The sequence below is a fragment of the Pedobacter faecalis genome (genome assembly GCF_030182585.1).
GTDB lineage: Bacteria > Bacteroidota > Bacteroidia > Sphingobacteriales > Sphingobacteriaceae > Pedobacter > Pedobacter faecalis.
This window is the reverse complement of record NZ_JARXOW010000001.1, coordinates 2,253,880-2,272,531: the sequence shown is the minus strand read 5'-3', so window position 1 is coordinate 2,272,531 and position 18,652 is coordinate 2,253,880. Positions and strand designations below refer to the sequence as shown.

At 47.5% G+C, this 18,652-nt stretch carries 15 protein-coding genes; 10 read left to right on the top strand and 5 right to left on the bottom strand.

Annotation, left to right across the window (positions count from 1 at the left end; genetic code table 11):
* Positions 1-11 precede the first annotated feature (11 nt).
* From QEP07_RS10265 to QEP07_RS10245, 5 genes are read left to right on the top strand one after another with little or no spacing between them, the layout of a single operon-like run.
* Positions 12-755 (top strand): shikimate dehydrogenase family protein, encoded by a 744-nt coding sequence (locus QEP07_RS10265; RefSeq protein WP_285009998.1) that lies wholly within the window; start codon positions 12-14, stop codon positions 753-755.
* Positions 752-1,324 carry a gliding motility lipoprotein GldD gene (gldD, locus tag QEP07_RS10260; RefSeq protein WP_285009997.1) on the top strand — a complete coding sequence of 191 codons (573 nt, stop codon included), beginning with the start codon at positions 752-754 and terminating at the stop codon, positions 1,322-1,324. The genes QEP07_RS10265 and gldD overlap by 4 nt, the downstream gene beginning before the upstream one ends.
* Positions 1,325-1,334: 10 nt before the next feature.
* Positions 1,335-1,973, top strand: a complete 639-nt coding sequence (locus QEP07_RS10255; protein ID WP_285009995.1) for an MBL fold metallo-hydrolase — start codon at positions 1,335-1,337, stop codon at positions 1,971-1,973.
* Positions 1,974-1,994: 21 nt separating this feature from the next.
* The gene (locus QEP07_RS10250) at positions 1,995-3,227 is read left to right on the top strand and encodes an ABC transporter permease (protein WP_285009994.1); all 1,233 of its coding nucleotides are present in this window, start codon (positions 1,995-1,997) and stop codon (positions 3,225-3,227) included.
* 4 nt (positions 3,228-3,231) lie between these two features.
* Positions 3,232-3,609 (top strand): hypothetical protein, encoded by a 378-nt coding sequence (locus QEP07_RS10245; RefSeq protein WP_285009992.1) that lies wholly within the window; start codon positions 3,232-3,234, stop codon positions 3,607-3,609.
* 5 nt (positions 3,610-3,614) lie between these two features.
* Here QEP07_RS10245 and QEP07_RS10240 read toward each other — a convergent pair whose 3' ends face one another.
* A complete protein-coding gene (locus QEP07_RS10240) occupies positions 3,615-4,460 on the bottom strand; it encodes a menaquinone biosynthesis family protein (protein WP_285009990.1) in 846 nt (281 codons plus the stop codon).
* Between the two features lie 34 nt (positions 4,461-4,494).
* The gene (mqnB, locus tag QEP07_RS10235; RefSeq protein ID WP_256003032.1) at positions 4,495-5,127 is read right to left on the bottom strand and encodes a futalosine hydrolase; all 633 of its coding nucleotides are present in this window, start codon (positions 5,125-5,127) and stop codon (positions 4,495-4,497) included.
* 90 nt (positions 5,128-5,217) lie between these two features.
* Here mqnB and QEP07_RS10230 point away from each other — a divergent pair, with 90 nt between their 5' ends.
* The 4 genes from QEP07_RS10230 to QEP07_RS10215 are packed head-to-tail and all read left to right on the top strand — an operon-like array spanning position 5,218 to position 10,918.
* Positions 5,218-5,628, top strand: a complete 411-nt coding sequence (locus QEP07_RS10230) for a 6-pyruvoyl trahydropterin synthase family protein (RefSeq protein ID WP_256003034.1) — start codon at positions 5,218-5,220, stop codon at positions 5,626-5,628.
* A gap of 10 nt (positions 5,629-5,638) precedes the next feature.
* Entirely contained in the window at positions 5,639-6,271 is a 633-nt protein-coding gene (folE, locus tag QEP07_RS10225; RefSeq protein WP_256003037.1) for a GTP cyclohydrolase I FolE, read from the top strand.
* 15 nt (positions 6,272-6,286) lie between these two features.
* Positions 6,287-7,165: an ACP S-malonyltransferase gene (fabD, locus tag QEP07_RS10220; RefSeq protein ID WP_285009989.1), complete on the top strand. Its 879-nt coding sequence runs from the start codon at positions 6,287-6,289 to the stop codon at positions 7,163-7,165.
* Between the two features lie 33 nt (positions 7,166-7,198).
* Positions 7,199-10,918, top strand: a complete 3,720-nt coding sequence (locus QEP07_RS10215) for a sensor histidine kinase (RefSeq protein ID WP_285009987.1) — start codon at positions 7,199-7,201, stop codon at positions 10,916-10,918.
* Here QEP07_RS10215 and QEP07_RS10210 read toward each other — a convergent pair.
* Positions 10,910-11,818, bottom strand: a complete 909-nt coding sequence (locus QEP07_RS10210; protein ID WP_285009986.1) for a coiled-coil domain-containing protein — start codon at positions 11,816-11,818, stop codon at positions 10,910-10,912. The genes QEP07_RS10215 and QEP07_RS10210 overlap by 9 nt on opposite strands.
* Before the next feature lie 148 nt (positions 11,819-11,966).
* On the opposite strand from QEP07_RS10210, the gene QEP07_RS10205 reads away from it, so the two are divergent.
* Positions 11,967-13,553, top strand: a complete 1,587-nt coding sequence (locus QEP07_RS10205) for a glycoside hydrolase family 10-like protein (protein WP_285009985.1) — start codon at positions 11,967-11,969, stop codon at positions 13,551-13,553.
* A 65-nt stretch (positions 13,554-13,618) separates the two neighbouring features.
* Here QEP07_RS10205 and QEP07_RS10200 read toward each other — a convergent pair whose 3' ends face one another.
* Complete coding sequence (locus QEP07_RS10200) at positions 13,619-16,501, bottom strand: M16 family metallopeptidase (RefSeq protein ID WP_285009983.1); 2,883 nt, start codon at positions 16,499-16,501, stop codon at positions 13,619-13,621.
* A gap of 120 nt (positions 16,502-16,621) precedes the next feature.
* The gene (nagB, locus tag QEP07_RS10195; RefSeq protein ID WP_285009982.1) at positions 16,622-18,544 is read right to left on the bottom strand and encodes a glucosamine-6-phosphate deaminase; all 1,923 of its coding nucleotides are present in this window, start codon (positions 18,542-18,544) and stop codon (positions 16,622-16,624) included.
* Positions 18,545-18,652: the final 108 nt, after the last annotated feature.

The following is an 18,652-nucleotide window of genomic DNA, read 5'->3' as shown; positions in this document are numbered from 1 at the left end:
ATCTTCCTGATATGAGAAAATTTGGTTTGATCGGCTTCCCATTATCACATTCTTTCTCGAAGAAGTTTTTTACGGAGAAGTTTCAGAAAGAACAGATCGCTGGATGCAGTTACGAGTTGTATCCGATCCGGGAGATCGGAATGCTTCCCGCGTTGCTGGCTGAAAACACAACGCTTGAGGGCATCAACGTGACAATTCCCTACAAGCTGGATGTTATGCCATTTTTGACGGAAGTGGACGAAGCTGCACTTGAGATTGGCGCGGTGAATTGCATTTCTGTCGACCGCTGCGCCGACGCGCTCTTCCTGAAAGGATATAATACGGACGCGTACGGTTTCGAACAGTCACTGTTACCTTTATTGGAGCACCATCACAGGAAGGCATTGATCTTTGGTGACGGGGGCGCCGCCAAGGCGGTCAAGTATGTATTGAAGAAGCTGAAAATCCCTTTTCTGGTAGTTAGTAGAAGGCTTTCAGACAAAACAATTCCCTATGAGCAGCTCAATCCGGTACTGCTCGCTGAATACACAGTACTCATAAACACCACGCCGCTAGGGATGTCGCCCGATTATGAAACCTATCCGCTTTTTCCATACGAGGCGCTTACCCCGGAACATCTAGCTTACGACCTGGTGTATAATCCTGAGGAAACCACCTTTTTAAGAAAGGTACGTGAGCGTTCGGGGAAGACAAAGAATGGGTTGGAGATGCTCTATCTCCAAGCGGAACGGTCCTGGCATATCTGGAACCTATGATCAGGCGCATAGGCAGAACTTTGGTTGTCATTATATTGTTCGCATCCTGTTGGGGTGAAGATTATTCCCCGAAGCCGCGCGGTTACTTTAATATTGAATTTCCGAAAAAGCAGTACCGCCAGTTTGATCAGGGCTGTGCTTTTACCTTTGATTATCCGGTATACGGGTCGGTAGAGGCTGACAGCAGGGATAGGCCGTGTTGGTATAATCTGGTGTTCTCGAGGTTTAATGGACGATTGCATCTGACTTATTACGACGTGACATCAAAGGCGGAATTTGAAAGTCTCGCTGAAGACGCTCGGACGTTCGCCTTCAAGCACACGGTCAAAGCGAATGCAATCGATCAAAAGTTAATTAATTATCCCGACAAACGGGTATATGGCATATATTATGCGATAGAAGGTAATACGGCGTCGTCCATACAGTTTTTCCTGACCGACAGCGCAAAACACTATTTCAGGGGCGCCCTATATTTTAGTGAACGGCCGCAATTCGATTCGATACAACCCGTAGTGGAGTTTATAAGGGTGGATATCGACAGGTTGATCGAGACTTTTAAATGGAAATAATACTTAGCAAATGATAACAATACATAGTTTCACGTTTAATCCGGTGCAGGAAAATACGTACGTTTTGTTTGACGAGACGGGCGAATGTGTAATCATTGACCCTGGTATGTACGACTCGTCGGAGCAGAACGAGTTTGTCCGGTTTATAAAAGACAAGAGGTTGAAACCTGTCGCATTGTTAAATACACACTGTCACTACGACCATGTTTTCGGCAACCGGTTTGTGTATGATAACTGGGGGCTCAAACCGCAGTTCCACGAGGGGGAACTAGTCGTTTTGCATGCTATACCTGGCTACCTGACTCAAATGGGTCTGCAATACGACTTGTCGCCACAGCCCGAAACCTTTCTGGTAACGGGTGATCTCGTCAGCTTTGGAAGCAGTAGGTTAGAGGTAATATTTGCGCCTGGTCATTCTCCTGGTCATATTTGTTTTTATGCGTCAAAAGAAGCGTTTTTAATTGGTGGTGATGTATTGTTTTATGGTAGCATCGGTCGCACCGACCTACCTGGAGGAAATTACAGCCAACTGATTACCAGTATAAGAGAGGGCCTTTTAGTATTACCTGAGGACTGTAAGGTTTACCCTGGACATGGGCCGTCGACAACAATCGGCTTCGAGAAACAACATAATCCTTTCCTTAGATAGCATGTTTAACTGTTACTGCAATTGAATACTTCATTTTACATAGCCAGGCGCTACCTTTTTTCTAAGAAGGCAACGAATGCGATAAACGTAATCTCGGCCATCTCGATGGTTGGAGTGTTTGTCGGAAGTGCTGCACTGATTGTCATACTGTCGGTTTTCAATGGCTTTGAAGAGGTGGTACTCAAAATGTTCAACACGTTGAGCCCGCATATAATGATTTCGCCGCAACAGGGAAAGAGTTTTGATCCGAAGATGCCCTACTTTAACGCGCTGCGGGCAGACGAATCGATATACTCTTACACGGAAGTGCTTTCAGAAAATGCGCTTCTAAAATATAATGACAAGCAGTCTGTAAGTATGATCAAAGGCGTAAGTGGGGACTATCTAAAAAATGAGAGTCTTGACAGCATAACAATTGAGGGTCAGTTCGTCCTTGAAAATAGGAGCGGATACCGCGTGTTGATAGGCTCAGCCATACAGACATACCTGATGGTAAATATTTCTGATCCGTTTAACGAGTTGCAAGTGTTTTCTCCAAAAAAAGGCAGCAAAGGAAATGCTTTAAATCCAGCAGATGACTTTAATATGCTTGGCATTCCCGTGGGTGGTGTTTTCGAAGTGCAGCAGGACTTCGATAACGTAGCTATTGTACCACTTGCTTTTGCGCGGCAACTGTTCGACGAGCCTAGTAGGGTCTCGTCAATTGAAATCAACTTGGTTCCAGGAGCAGACATTGATAGCTTCAAGAAAACTATAAAAGACTCAATTGGCGACAGATTTGAGGTAAAAGACCGAATTGAACAAAACAAAGTTCTTTACAATATTCTAGGCAGCGAGAAATGGGCGGTTTATATCATTCTTACGTTTATCCTGATTATCGCTATTTTTAATATTATCGGATCTATGACTATGCTTGTCATTGATAAACTCAAAGATATAGCCATATTGAGCAGTCTGGGTGCCGGAAAAAAGCTGATCAAACGAATATTCTTCCTTGAAGGCATGATGATTACCATGACCGGATGCATCGGCGGTCTTGCGTTAGGCTTTGCATTCTGTTTCCTGCAGAAACAATTTGGGTTCTTTAAGATGTCGCAGGAAAACCTCGTGATTGCTAATGCATATCCGGTAGCGTTCAAAGCAATGGATTTTGTGCTTGTTTTCCTGACTGTTGGTGTGTTTTCTTTTGTGGCATCAGCTTTGTCAGCTAATCTAAGCGTTAAGAGGATAAATTACTTAAATAAAGATCTGTAGATATATGCAGGATCATATAAAAATTTTCATACTGTTTGCTGTCGTGTTCGGTCTGAGCGCATGTAATGGAAGTAGTACTTCCGAGCGGGCGAGCGATGCTGTTAAGATTGCTAAAGGACTTTACAGCTATGGACCTGAGATAAAATCTTTCACCGATTGCGAGGGTGGGCAAGAGTATTGGGTGGCTGATAGTGCAAAAACACTTGAGCTGGCGTACAGCAACTTCAATTTTGAGAAACCTTACGAGCCTGTTTATATCGAGGTAGAATGCCGGTTGATCAAGTCTGACAGCTTAGTCGTGTCGGCCGACTTCGACTCGACTATGGTCGTTACAAAGCTTCTTAAAATCACAAAAGAAATTCCCGAAGGCCCTTGTCGCTAGTGGTTTTACGACGTTAAGAACAGACTTTTGCTCAGGGGTTGCAATATCCCCTTCTTCTGTGCCAAATTAAACAGGGTATCGATGGCCCTTCTTCCCTCAATGCCCAAATGGGCGCTGTACTTATTCACATAAAGGTCAATGTGCTTGTACATGACTGCCTCACTCATTTCCTGCGCATGAGATTTAATGAAGGAAAGCCCCGATTTTGGGTGCTCAAACGCGAATTCGACGGACCTCCTTATAAGCCGGTTTACCTTGTGCTGAATCTTGGGGTCCACGTCACGACGTATAACAATGCCGCCAAGCGGAATTGCACAGCCGGTAAGCTCTTCCCAGTAATTCCCCAGGTCGATGATTTTGTGCAATCCCTTCTCTTGGTACGTAAACCGGTTCTCATGGATAATGAGGCCGAGGTCAATTTCTCCGCTTAGCAGTGCGGGCTCAATGCTTGAAAAAATCAATTCGCGCTTATTGCTTAAATGGGGAAAGGCAATATTCAGAAGGAAGTTTGCTGTCGTATATTTTCCGGGAATACCAATTCTCAAATCCGGGTGCAGATCGTTTAGCCGCCCCACAAGCTGCTCGTCTTTAGCAATCAGCATTGGCCCTACACCAAAACCCAACGCGCTTCCCGCGTCAAGCAGGACATAATTCTCATATACATAGGCAAACGCATGAAAACTTAATTTGGTGATATGCAGGTCTCCCTTGAATGCTTTATGATTTAAAGTTTCCACGTCGTCGAAGCTGACGTCAAACTCCAGACCTTCCGTATCTATCTTTTGATGGATAAGGGCGTCAAATATAAAGGTGTCATTCGGACACGGGGAAAAGCCTAAAGTAAGTTTCATAACCTAAAAGTACTCAGCTCGGGAAAGTTATCGGTTAGCGATTTGTCAAATAATCAATCGCCCAGGTATTCAGGTTTCGGATCGCAAGCCCGATGTCCCAATTGGAACTGTTTCGCTCCTCAACATAATTAGAAACGCTACGGATCTGGATGCATGGCAGGGAAAGTTCGTTGCAGCAATAAAACACTGCCGCACCTTCCATACTTTCTGTTACCGGACTAAGGCGATTCGTTACCTCTGCTATGCTGTCTGCCCGGCCATGTACAGAGTTGACCGTTATGCCCCTGACTTCTTTTAATGCGGCAACAAACGGCGTATCAGCAGGGACTCGGGCCGGGATTCTTGAGCGACCAAAACCAAGCTCGTCTATCGATAAAAAGCCGTCGCCATTCTCAGCGCCTAATTCAGAAAATTCATCAGCAATAATGTTCAGCACGCTGCCAAGGGGAATGGATCGGTCAAAGCATCCGGCGATGCCCAGGTTGACAACAAGGTTATAGCTGAGGTTAAGACGCTGCCCAAGTGCAAAAGCTGTCGCTGTCATACCTACGCCACTGATCAGAAGGTCGAAAGCCGGCGTTTGGACAAAGTTCGCCTCCGCTAATTTGAAGTGTTTATAAAGTGGCGCTATTTCAGCCCGCGTTGCAGCAATTATAAGCGTTTTCATCGTGATCATGACATTTTCGGGACTGCGTAACTTTCGTTAAACCTTTCTACTTTAAGCTTTCTGCGTATATTTGCAAATAATATAAGTACCATGATATATATAACGAGGAAAGCTTCCTTTAACGCGGCTCACAAATTATCCAGGCCCGACTGGACGGACGATAAAAATACGGAAGTTTTTGGAAAGTGCGCTAATCCCAACTGGCATGGACACAATTATCAGCTGTTTGTAACAGTAAAGGGGGAGGTGAATCCTGAAACTGGCTTTTTAGTCGACCTGAAGTGGCTTAAGGACGTCGTTAACGCACATGTAGTGGACAAAATCGACCACAAAAACCTAAACATGGACGTAGATTTTATGCAGGGAAAGCTTGCTTCGACTGAAAATCTCGCCATCGCTGTCTGGGATATATTGGCACCCCTAATTAATGATTCAGGCGCGCAGTTGCATGCCATCAAAATTCATGAAACCGAAAACAACTTTGTTGAGTATTTCGGCTAATCAGATCGATATGAACAGTCATACAGACCATTTTGACGAGCAAGAAGACGGGTACATTAAAATTGACCGTTATAACGAAGGCAAGATAGCTTCGGTTGCTAATCATTATAAAGATATTCTGGAACAACTCGGAGAAAACCCCGATCGGGAGGGACTTGTGAAGACGCCCGAACGAGTTGCGAAGGCACTCCAATATCTTACACACGGTTACGACCTTAATCCGGCTGAGATCCTTAGGGGAGCAATGTTCCGTGAAGATTACAGCCAGATGGTTGTCGTCAAAGACATCGAAGTTTTCTCCATGTGCGAACACCACATGCTTCCATTTTTCGGAAAAGCGCATGTGGCTTACATTCCAAACGGACACATTGTTGGCTTAAGCAAGATTCCCCGCATTGTTGACGCCTTTGCACGCCGTCTGCAAGTGCAGGAACGCCTTACCAACGAAATACGGGATTGTATACAAGAAACGCTGCTGCCGGCGGGCGTAGCCGTAGTTATTGAGTGCAAACACCTGTGTATGGCCATGCGGGGTATACAGAAGCAGAATTCCGTAACCACGACCTCCGCTTTTACCGGCGAGTTTGCCAAAGATAAAACCAGGGCGGAATTTTTAAGGCTGATTACAGCAAATTTACATTAAGAAGCATACGACATTATGAAAGCATATATTTTTCCCGGGCAGGGCGCCCAATTTTCAGGCATGGGCAAAGCGCTGTATGAGCAGCCTCAAGCGAGAGAGATGTTCGAGAGGGCAAATGACATTAGCGGCTTCCGGATTAGCGATATAATGTTCTCGGGAACAGATGAAGAATTGAAGCAGACCAAGGTCACCCAGCCGGCAATCTTTCTTCACTCTGTGATCCTCGCCAGGACTTTGGGCGAGCGTTTTAAGCCAGATATGGTGGCGGGTCACTCTCTGGGCGAATTCTCGGCATTGGTTGCTGCGTCGGCATTGTCTTTTGAGGACGGGCTTAGACTGGTCATTACCAGGGCCAACGCAATGCAGAAAGCTTGTGAACTGGAGCCATCCACAATGGCAGCCATCCTTGGGCTTGCAAATAATGTTGTTGAGCAGGTTTGTGATGAAATAGATGAAGTAGTCGTAGCGGCAAATTACAACTGTCCCGGGCAAATCGTTATTTCGGGCAGCATAGCCGGTGTAGACCTCGCATGTCAGAAACTGACCGAAGCCGGTGCAAAGCGTGCATTGAAACTGAATGTAGGAGGCGCCTTCCACTCTCCGCTGATGGAGCCTGCCAGACGCGAGCTGCAGCAGGCCATAGAGCTAGTGCCAATTTTAAAGCCAGTTTGCCCCATTTATCAGAATGTTGACCCGGTAGCCAATACCGACCCTCAAAGAATTAAAGAAAACCTGATTACGCAACTTACAGGTGCCGTAAAGTGGACTCAGACAATTGAGCAGATGATTGCAGATGGTGCGAACGAATTTATTGAAGTTGGCCCTGGAAATGTGCTGCAAGGCCTGGTTAAAAAGGTGAGCAAAGAGGTGCAAACAGCTTCGGCAACAGCCTAATTGTTCGACAGATCCTGATTCAATGACATAGCGATGAGTATAGCAGGTAACATCAGATTTCTATTATTGATACTGGGTGCCTGCTGTATTGTTACAGCTATTTCGCTTAAGCACTCTATCTCCAAGGAAGAACTATTGAAATATGAGGCATCCAAGCTTCAAAACAGCCTGAAGGAGAAAGAGGAGATCATCCACAATTTTTTGTTGAGCGCCAGACAGGTCGAAAGCGCCAAACGTTATCACCTGAACGAAGCCTATGCGCTCAATTTTATCAACAACTATCGTGATCAGGGCATTAACATCCTTACATATAAAGACGGACGGTTAAGGTTCTGGAGCTCATTTAAGGCGATTCCTCCAAACCCTGAATTCATTCGCGAAGGCTCATCCTTTGTGCAGTTGTCTAACGGCTGGTACGAGTTGATCAAAAAAACCTCCGGGGCTTATGACATCATTTTCCTGATCGAGATCAGGACAAATTACCCGGTTCAGAACGAATATCTGAGTAACCAGATATCGCCCCTGCTATCGGAAACTAATGCTCTTGAACTGGCCGTGTTCACCGACAAGCAGGTTTACGGGGTTCACAATCTGGAGGGTAAACTCTTTTTCGAAGTAAAGCTCAAGCCGAATTATTCCAAAAGCATCTATTCAACCATTGAACTGTGGCTGTGGATCATTGGCATATTTAGCTTCTGCCTGTTTGTTAATTCGTTTTGCGGTTGGCTGGTAAAAAAAGGTTATCCGGTTGGCGGAACGTTGCTGTTGATGTGTTTTTTCATGGCCGTTCGGATCAGCGACCTGGAATACGGTTGGTTTAATCGGCAGTTTGATCTGCTGATCTTCAGCCCGAACGTGTATGCGGAAAGCTTTTTTATGCCCTCACTGGGTGATTTCCTGTTAAACGTGATTGCCATAACCTGGATTGTTCTGTTTATGTACACGCATACGGAGAAATACCGAACGCCAGACTGGCTTCAAAACAACCGGAGTGTTGGTCTTATTATACACGGTTTTTTTCTTATCGCTTTTGCTGCACTCGCCTATTTGTTTGATCAGGTGTTTTTCGGACTTATCATCAACTCCAAGATCAACTTCGACATTACAAATATCATCAATTTGGGCTGGATCACCTGGGTCAGTATCGTTATTTTGTGCCTCGTGTGGTTCAATACCTACTTGGTTGCGCAAATCTTTATGCAGCAGACCTTGCAACTCAAGGTATCTAACAGAGACCGGCTTGTACTGTTCCTGACCTTATTCCTTGTTTATCTGCTCTATCGGATGTTCAGCGAATTCAGTGTCTTTTTTATTGCCTATGCCCTATTTATATTCATCATGGGCTGGAACTTCTATCAGCGCGGAGCGAAATTCTCAATAGGAATCTTTGCGGCGCTGTTTTTTTGTCTTGCGTTTATCTCCTCTGTAAAATACCTGAAGTTTACCGAAGAAAAGGAACGGACTAGCCGGATCACAATTGCGCAAAGACTGGAAGATGCGGAAGACTTCAAAACAATCAGCGCAATCAGTAGTCTTGAAAAGGCCGTGCTCGGCAACAGCTTTGTGCTGCATTACTTCAAACAGCCTGCCCTCAGCAGCGGTGCTGAACTTAGGAAGCACATCAATCGCCAATACCTCGAAACGTACCTGCCAAAGTTTGAATTCGATATTTATGCCTACAATCATGCCGGACTGCCGATGAATGGCGATCGGGTCACGAAACTTGGTTATTTTAAGAATATGGTGCAGTCCGGCTCAGTCAAGCTGCAGGAATCCGATTTCTTTTACAAAATAAATAACGCTTTCGGGTACCAGCATTATTTTGGCATCATTCCTGTCATAGAAGACGAAAGGTTCCTCGGCACCCTTGTTGTCGAGCTCAAGACGCAGCCCTATAACTTCAGGGGTCAGGTTCCGGAGATACTGCTGGACCGCAGTTCGGGCAGCGATGATGATTATGCAAATTACTCTATAGCATTCTACAAAGACGGTAAGCTGGAAAGCCAGTCGGGCAAATACACTTACAAACTTACAAATTACAATCTGATCGATAATCAGCCAGGAATTGAGTTCACCGCAGACAGCGCAAATTATTCGCACCTGATCTATTCACCCGGTGCCTCCAAGGTAGTCGTGATCAGTCGCGAGAACGTTTCTTATATCACCCGTCTTGCTACACTATCATTCTTTCTGTTGGTGTTCATTCTTTTTTCGATCACCTTATACATCCTGATCTGGCTCCTAAAGAATATCGATGAAAGCTGGACGGGCTGGTTCAACATCAACCGATCCTTAATGATCAATGCAAACAAGATCTTATATAAAACCCGAATACAGTTTTCGATTATACTTTCCGTAGTGGCTACCTTACTCATTGTCGGCTGGACAACCTACTTCTATATGCGTAAAGTTTACCGCATACAACAAGAAGACGTTATCAAAGAAAAGGTGCGCAAAGTACAGGAGTCATATGAGCGGCAGATTGTGAGTACGGGCATACCATACCCGAGCGATAAAGCGGTTAATGACTTTAATCAGTTTGCCGATATCAACGCCTCTTATCTGAATCTTTTTGATACCGATGGACAATTGATCTTCACATCCCTGCCGCGAATGTTTGACCTCGGTATTATCAACCGCCGTATGGGTTCGCGGGCCTTCATACATCTAAGTCAGTTGCAAAGGTCGGAATACATCAACCCCGCTGAGAAGGTCGGCATGTTTACTTATGCCTCCGGTTATGCACCGATCCGCGATGGACAAAACCGCACAGTCGCCTACATCAACGTACCCTACTATGCAAACGAGGCCGACTATCAGAACAAGATCGGCGTGTTCATCAACCTGCTCATCAATATTTATGCGCTTGTGTTTGTCGGCATTGGTATACTCGCCGTCTTTCTTGCGAACCAGATCACGGCTCCGCTTACCTTTATTCAGGAAAGCATCAAGCAAACCAAGCTCGGACAACGAAACCAGCCGATTGTATGGCATCGGCACGACGAAATCGGCTCGCTCATTAAAGAATACAACAAAATGATCGCCGCACTTGAGGAAAGCGCGGCTAAGCTTGCGCGATCCGAGCGTGAAAGCGCCTGGCGGGAAATGGCGAAACAGGTTGCACACGAGATAAAGAATCCGCTAACGCCTTTAAAACTGGGCGTCCAACTTCTGGAAAAATCTTGGCGGGAAAACGATCCCAACTTCGAACAGAAGTTCGAGCGCTTCAACAAATCCTTTATTGAGCAAATCGACAGTTTATCTACTATTGCGTCCGAGTTTTCGAATTTCGCTAAAATGCCCGACACCAAACTGGAACGGCTTTCGCTGCTGCCTGTGATCGGTCAGGCCAGAGATGTATTTACAAACACCTCCAACGTTGAAATACTGATCCGCAACCATGCAGGCAGGGACGTTGTGGTCATCGGCGATAAGGGCCAGTTGCTTCGAAGTTTCAACAACCTCTTTAAGAATGCAATTGAGGCTGCAAGACCAAATGAGGCATGTCGCATTCAAGTTCTGGTAAAAAGCGATCAGCAGAACGTCTACATCGAGGTCGACGATAATGGCAAGGGTATAGATACCGGGCTTCAGGATAAGATATTCGTGCCCAACTTCACCACCAAGTCGTCTGGTACCGGATTGGGGCTCGCCTTTGTAAAACAAGCTATTGAAAACGCCGGAGGAAGTATAGCCTTTAAATCTTTTGATGGTGTCGGAACGACCTTTTACCTCACTTTCCCGCTATCGTAGTTCAATTTCCGACCGGCCCATGGTATAACCGTCTGAATAGATGATCACCGTATAGGTGCCTTTCATAAAGGGGTTCGGATTAACCCAATCCATGGTGTAACTTGTATTGTCGTCGTTGTAAGATATGGAGGTCGACGTGCTGTATTGCATATCTTCTCCTTCCGCTTCAAACATGTTGTTCTCATTCGCGATAAGGTTGCCCGCCGGGTCAAACACCCGCAAGTAAATCTTGTGATAGTTTTTTTCTGCAAGGGCATTTGGAACTATGGAAAACCTCACGCTCAGCTTTTTCGCCGTGCTGGCCCGGCTCACTTCAATGTTCCGTCCGTTGCTCTTTACGCGATAAGCCGTAACCGATACGTTTGACGCCTTGAGCGCCGAACTTGCACGCACCTTTGCATTCAGTTCAGTGTTTTTTTCGGCAAGCGACTTTGCCTGCTGCTCTGCCAGGCTAGCCGTCTCTTTAAGTACGTCCACCTCATTTTTCAGCGAGGCGTTTTCCCGTTCCAAAAGAATGATGCGTTCATTGTGCTGGCGCACAAAGTCTCTGAGATTCCTAACCTCTCCCTGCACCGTCTCCAGTTCGGCCTTAGTTAACTCCGCCTTCTGAAGAGCGGCCTTCAGTTCCGCGATCTTTTCTCTGGCCTGCGATTGTTCGTTAACCAGCTTGTCACTAAGCTGAACATTAAGTTCGTTAAGCCTGTCCAGTTCCACTTCAATCTTTTCCACCTCAAGCTGCAGACGGTCTTTTTCGGTGTTTATGCTCACATACCGCTCATTCTCCTGCTTGCCCTCAAAGAAGAGGTAAGCGTTTGTGCCGAGCAGCGCGATAATGACGACTACCAGAAAATAGATTTTATTACGGTCACCTTTATTTATAGTATCGTTCTGGTTCAACATCAATCAATAATTAATACAATATCCACTAGCAATGGCTGTGCGCCGAATCAACTAAAGTAAAAAAAACGCACAATTTTGTATAAGTCTTTCGAAAAAATCGTTTACTTGCTAAGGGTTACGGATACACACAGTCCACAAAACACAACAAATGAAACTATATTCACAAGCAGAGAACCAATACAGCATGCTAAAACATATTATTTACGGGCTTGCGCTACTTTTCTCAGTCCAAATCTCTCTATTCGCGCAAACCACATCAAAAACTGCTCCAAAGCGCGAGTTCAGAGGTGTGTGGGTGGCCACGGTAGCTAATATCGACTGGCCCTCGAAGCCCGGGCTGAGCGTCGACAAACAAAAGCAGGAGCTCATAGGCATCCTGGAGCAGCATCATGCGAATGGCATGAACGCAATTGTGCTGCAGGTGCGGCCTGCGGCCGATGCATTCTACGCAAAATCCAGGGAGCCCTGGAGCCAGTGGCTCATGGGGAGACAAGGCATCGCGCCAGCACCAGGTTACGACCCACTAGAGTTTGCCATCAAGGAAGCGCACTTTCGTGGAATGGAACTGCATGCCTGGTTCAATCCTTACCGGGCGTCGATGAGTCCGGGTGCAGCTTTGCACGAGAACCACATGGCCCGCAAACGTCCTGAATGGTTCTTCACCTATGCCGGCAAAAAGCAGTTCGATCCCGGCATACCCGAGGTAAGGGAATATATCGTACAGGTGATCCTCGACGTGGTTAAAGGCTACGATGTAGACGGTATCCATTTCGATGACTATTTCTATCCTTATCCCGTCTCGGGGCAGCGGATCGACGATAGCAAAACCTTTCAGCAGTATGGAGGTGAGTTTGCAGAGATTGGCGACTGGAGGAGAAACAACGTAGATAGACTCATCAAGCAGCTGGGCGACAGTATACACCATTATAAAAAGCACGTCAAGTTCGGCATCAGTCCATTCGGCATCTGGCGCAACAGAAGCGAAGATCCTGAAGGATCGGCCACCAACGGACTGTCCAACTACGGCGCCCTGTTCGCCGATTCCAGAAAATGGGTGCGCGAAGGCTGGGTCGACTATATCAATCCGCAGATTTACTTCAGCTTTACCCGCAGTGCAGCGCCTTTTGGTACGCTGGTCGACTGGTGGAGCAACAATACCTACGGCAGACATCTCTATATCGGTCAGGCAGCCTACCTAGTAAACCAAAAGATGGAAGCTGCATGGCGGCAGCCAAACCAGATACCCAACCAGATCCGCTATCTGAGAAACAACAACCGCGTGCAGGGCAGTGTATTCTTTAGTTCTAAGTCGCTGGCAACCGTCGCTCGGGGCACGGCCGATTCTTTGAGGCAGAATTTGTACCAGTACCCGGCATTGCCGCCTCAAATGCCATGGCTCGACGATGTTGTGCCCAATCAGCCGCAAGAGCTCATTGCCGATGCCATGAACGACGGGGTACACCTCAAATGGAAGCATCCGCTTAAGGCAGAAGACGGGGAGACAGCTTCAGGATATGTTATTTACCGCTTTGAAGAGGGCGACAAAATCGACATTCTTGAAGCTAAGCACATCCTAAAGATAAGCTTTAATGACTTCACCTCGTTTATCGATACCGAGATAGAACCCGGCAAGAGGTACAACTACCTGGTTACAGCGCTCGACAGGCTAAAGAACGAGAGCGAACCGAGCGGACCGGTCGGTGTTCAGGCCAAAGGCGTAACATCTGCCAACTAAATTAAAAAAGGCCGCCTCCTGAAAAGAAGCGGCCTTTCATAAGTCTGCATAACGCTAAACGAAGCTTATTTCTGAGGCATCAATACCAGGCGGATAAAATTTTCTCCTGTCAGGTATTGCTGCGCCGCAGCCTTTGTACTTTCCGCACTTACAGCTTCGAGCGACTGCTTAAAGCCTTGCAGTTGGTCCATCGGTTCGCCGTTCTTCACGCGATTCACTATGTAATTGAGCCAAAAGTTATTGTCGCGCACGCTGAGCTCCATCTGGCGTTGCTCCTCAGATTTGAACTTACTGATGTCTTCAGATGAAGCTCCATTGGCGCGGATTTTAGCCACCTCATCCAACGAAGCATCAATCAGCTTCTCCACATTTGCCGGTGCGCAGCTAAACGAGATGCTAAAATAGTAATGCGCATTGGGCTCTTTCGACAGGCTTAAGCCCACGCTAGGCGAATAAACACCACTTTCCTTCTCTCTCAGGCGCTCCAGTACCTTAATTTCCAGAGCAGCCTTCAGTGCCTGAAGCTGCGTATTGGTCGCCTTCGCATAGTCATAATCGCCATGCAGGTACAGACGTACTTCCGCTTTATCTTCCAGGCCTTTGTAAACGGTCTTGCTCACCTTGCCTTTAGGCGGACGGATGCCGTGGTCTTTAAAATCCTGCACAGCAGGAGTTGTTGGCAAACTGGCGATATACTTTTCAATAAGGGGCTTGATGGTGTTCATGTCAAAGGCGCCAACGATCACAAATGTTTGCTCACCCAGATCAGCGAAACGGGCCTTATAAAAAGCAAAAGCTTTGTCGAGCGATATCTTCTCGAGGTCAGACAGCTCGGTTGGCATAGCCCTTTTATGGTACGACGACAGCACCGCCTGCACTGTATCGCCAAACACACTTTCCGGATCACTGTTCTTGTTGCTCAGCGTAACCTTATAGTCGCTGATAGCCTTGTTAAATATTTCCGGGTCTTTCCTTGGCGTGGTAGCGTAAGCATAGATCATCTGAAAAGCAGTTTCGATGTCCTTTGGAGAACTGCTTCCGCTGAAACCCTGATAAAGATCGCCCACATAAGCGCCGGCGCGACCCGTGTTGCCAGCTAAGAACTTACCCAGTTGCGTCGGGTTAAACGGCCCTACACCGCTTTGCGGGATCAGTCCCACCGCGCCGGCCGATTCCAGTTCGGCATCGCTGGCCAAAGATGTTCCGCCTTTACCGAAAGAATACAATAAGATCTGGTCGTTCTTAAAATCAGTACGTTTTAACAACACCTTAATGCCATTGCTCAACGTCAGCTCGGTCGCGTCAATTGCCGCGATCTTGCTTTCCCCAACCACCTTTCCGGCAGCGGGCATGTTCGCGATAAGCGGTTTGTCGACCGCATTGTCAACATAAGCCGTAACACCGGCGCCCGCATTCTTCACCGCAGCCAAAAGCTGGTTGGCCGTCGGCAATGTAGCCTTGTCCTTTTCCGGCGCCTGAACAATAACAAGCTGGTTATCGTCGGTAATCAACGTTGCAGCCAGCTTATTCACATCAGCCAGCGTGATCTGTTCCATCAGCTTTGCAGTTTGCGTGTACATGTACTCAATAGAAGGAATCGGCGCCTCTGTAAGAAAGTGATTCAGGTATTGCTGTACAAAAGCCGATGAAGAGGTCTTGTCTTTCTCCCTAAACTGTTTCTCCGAACTGGCTAGGATGTTCTTTCGGGCAACATCCAGCTCCGATTGCAGGAAGCCGAATTTGCTGGCGCGCACATTCTCTGCCAGGGCCGCTTTTACAGCCGTCTCAAGCGTAGCACCCGATGAAGAGGCTACACCAGTCTGCAGGGCCATAATGCCCGGTACCAAACCGCCCTGATATGGGCCATAGCTGGTTTGCACATCGATAAAAGGCGCATTGTCTTTCTGAAGGATCTCCTGCAAACGCGAACGCAGCATACTGTTGATCATCGAATACATCAGGCTTTTCCTATAATCGGCCAATGTCTTCATCGATCCGCCGCGCTGCTTGTAGATAACCTGGGCAACATTATACTGCTGTTCCGGATCTGTGATGATCTTAACCAGCGGCTCCTTGTTGTCGGGCAGGTCGTACTTTAGTCGCGGCCTCGGGTTTGCCGGATTGGTCAGCTCCGAGAAATTCGCCTTAATCAGCTGTTCCACCTCGTTGACATCAAAATCGCCGACAGCAATCACCGCCTGTAGGTTTGGCCTGTACCAGTCGCGGTAAAAGTTTCTGATTTTGTCATGTGTAAAGGTCTGCAGGATATCCAGTTTACCGATCGGAAGCCGGTTTGCATAACGCGAATCTTTTAGCAGCACCGGAAGCAACTGCTTGCTCATCCGTTCCTGCGCGTTTTTGCCCCGCGCACGATCCTCTTCAATGATCACGCCGCGCTCCTTATCAATCTCCTCGGCCTCCATAACGATCTTACCGGCCCAGTTGGCCAAAATCTTAACACCTGTTCTAAACAGCTCGGCACTGTCTGTCGGGATGGGCAACTGATAAACCGTCCGGTCGAAACCAGTGTACGCGTTTAAGTCGGCCCCAAAGCGCACTCCTGCCTTCTGCAGGTAGTTAATCATCTCATTTTTAGGGAAATCTTTGGTGCCGTTAAAAGCCATGTGCTCCGTAAAGTGCGCCAGGCCCTGCTGGTCGTCTTCCTCCATCAGCGAACCAATACGGTTTGCCAGGTACAATTCGGCGCGCTTATTTGGTTCCGTGTTCTTCCTGATGTAATAAGTTAGCCCGTTCGGCAGCTTTCCGATCTTCACGTTCGGATCTACCGGAATCGGCGTTCCGGTTTGCTGTCCGGCAGCTGCGGATGCCTTTTTGGTTGTGGCGACAGCTTTCTTAGGCTGCGCCGGTTTTTTTTGCCCGAATACCGGAGCGCCAAGCATTACCAGCGCGGCAAAACCCAGGTACAGGACTTTAAATCTTCTTTTCATGTATGGTAATAAAAGTTAGTCAGGCGACTAAAATAGTCTTTTATTACCACAAGTGACAAAAGGCAGTCAAAGAATTACCAATCAAGGTGATATCCGCTTATTAGAGCACCTTTCCGGCGACTATAAAAAAGGGAAACGCACAAACGCCTCCATAGCCTCATAGTCGGCCAGTCCGAGGTTGTCATAAGCCTGCGCCGTCTCGCGATTGCGATCTTCGGCGCGTTTCCAGAACTCCCGCGCATCATCGCCAGGGAAAACCGCCTTGTCTTTTTGTGACTGATGCTTAAAGATGGCAAACTTTTTCCGTTCAACTTCTTGCGGACTAAGCGGTACGGCCATTTCAATCTCGTGGGTTTCAAACTCCTGCCATGCGCCGCGGTACATCCAGAGCCAGCAATCCTTTACCCAATCTTCCGTTTCTGCCAAACGCCTCAAGGCACGCAGAATAATATTGAAACAAACGATATGCGTGCCGTGCGGATCCTCAAAATCGCCCGCCGCGAATACCTGATGCGGTTTTACCTGCTGCAGCAGCTTCATTGTAAGCTCCACGTCTAGGTCGGTAACCGGGTTTTTATGACTCTTGCCGCTTTCATAAAAAGGCAGGGCCATAAAATGAATATGATCATCGTCCAGACCGCAATACCGCGCGCCGGCGATGGCCTCACCCTTCCTGATCAGACCCTTAACCGTCTGAATTTCTGGGGTGTCGACTTGGTTCGGCCGTTTGAGTTCCATAAATGCCCGCATATCCTGATACATCTTTTTCAGCTCCGGCTGCTCATGGCCCATCTTTTCGGAGAAGTCGATGTTAAACTCCACAAAGCGAAGCACATCATCGTCCCACACCGCCGTATTGCCCGAAGTCTGATAGGCTACGTGCACATCATGACCCTGGTCGACCAACCTGATAAACGTTCCGCCCATCGAGATCACATCGTCATCCGGATGCGGCGAGAAAATAATGGAACGTTTCTTGGCCGGCATGGCCCGCTCCGGACGCTGCGAATCGTCGGCATTCGGCTTGCCGCCCGGCCAGCCAGTAATGGTATGCTGCAGTTTATTAAAAATGTCGATGTTGATGTTATACACCGGGCCGCGGTCGACCGCCAGCTGGGCCATACCGTTATTGTTATAATCATCTTCCGTAAGCTTTAAAACAGGCTTGCCTATATGATTGGCCAGCCAGATAACTGCCTTACGGGTCAGTTTCTCGTCCCAGACACAGTCTTTCACCAGCCATGGCGTATCAAAACGCGTCAGCATAGAAGCAGCATCCTGATCCAGAATAAACTCTACATGCTCCGATAGTTGCAGATAGGTCGCCGGCACTTCACTCGAGATTTCGCCCTCCACCGCCTTTTTAATGATTGGCGCTTTTTTCTTGTTCCAGGCCATCAGAATGATCTCCCGGGCCTTAAAAATGGTGCCTATCCCCATGGTTATCGCCTTGGTAGGAACAAAAGACTTGCCTCCAAAATCGCGGGCCGCATCCCGGCGCGTCAGGTCGTCGAGCGTTACCAGCCGCGTACCAGAATTGGGTGCAGAGCCCGGCTCGTTAAAACCGATATGGCCCGTACGTCCTATCCCCAGCACTTGTATGTCAAGTCCCCCAGCCTCGGTGATCTTTCGCTCGTAATCCAGACAAAAAACCGGTATATTTTCCAGGTCCAATGTGCCGTCAGGAATGTGCACGTTCTGCTTGTCGATATCAATATGGTCAAACAGTTGCTCGTTCATAAACGAAACATAGCTCTGTGCCGCATTCGGCTGCATCGGGTAGTATTCGTCCAGATTAAACGTAGTAACGTTCCTGAAGCTCAAGCCTTCCTCCTTATGCATTCTGATCAGCTCGGCATAAACGCCGACAGGCGTTGCGCCTGTCGCCAGCCCAAGCACCGCTTGTTCATTCAGCTGTTGCTTTCGCTTAATCAACCCGGCGATGCGTTTTGCAACGTGCAACGATGCAGATTGGGGAGTATCAAATACAGAAACGGGTAGTTTTTCGAAGCGCGTCTCTTCCAGGAGGTTTAATCGTGCCATTTAATTATATTAAGAAGTGTACGGAGCAGTAAATATAAGTCTATGTGGCCGCAATCGCAACATGACTCGTCCAACATTTCTTCGGGATTAGTCCGGGGCTTGTTCGCA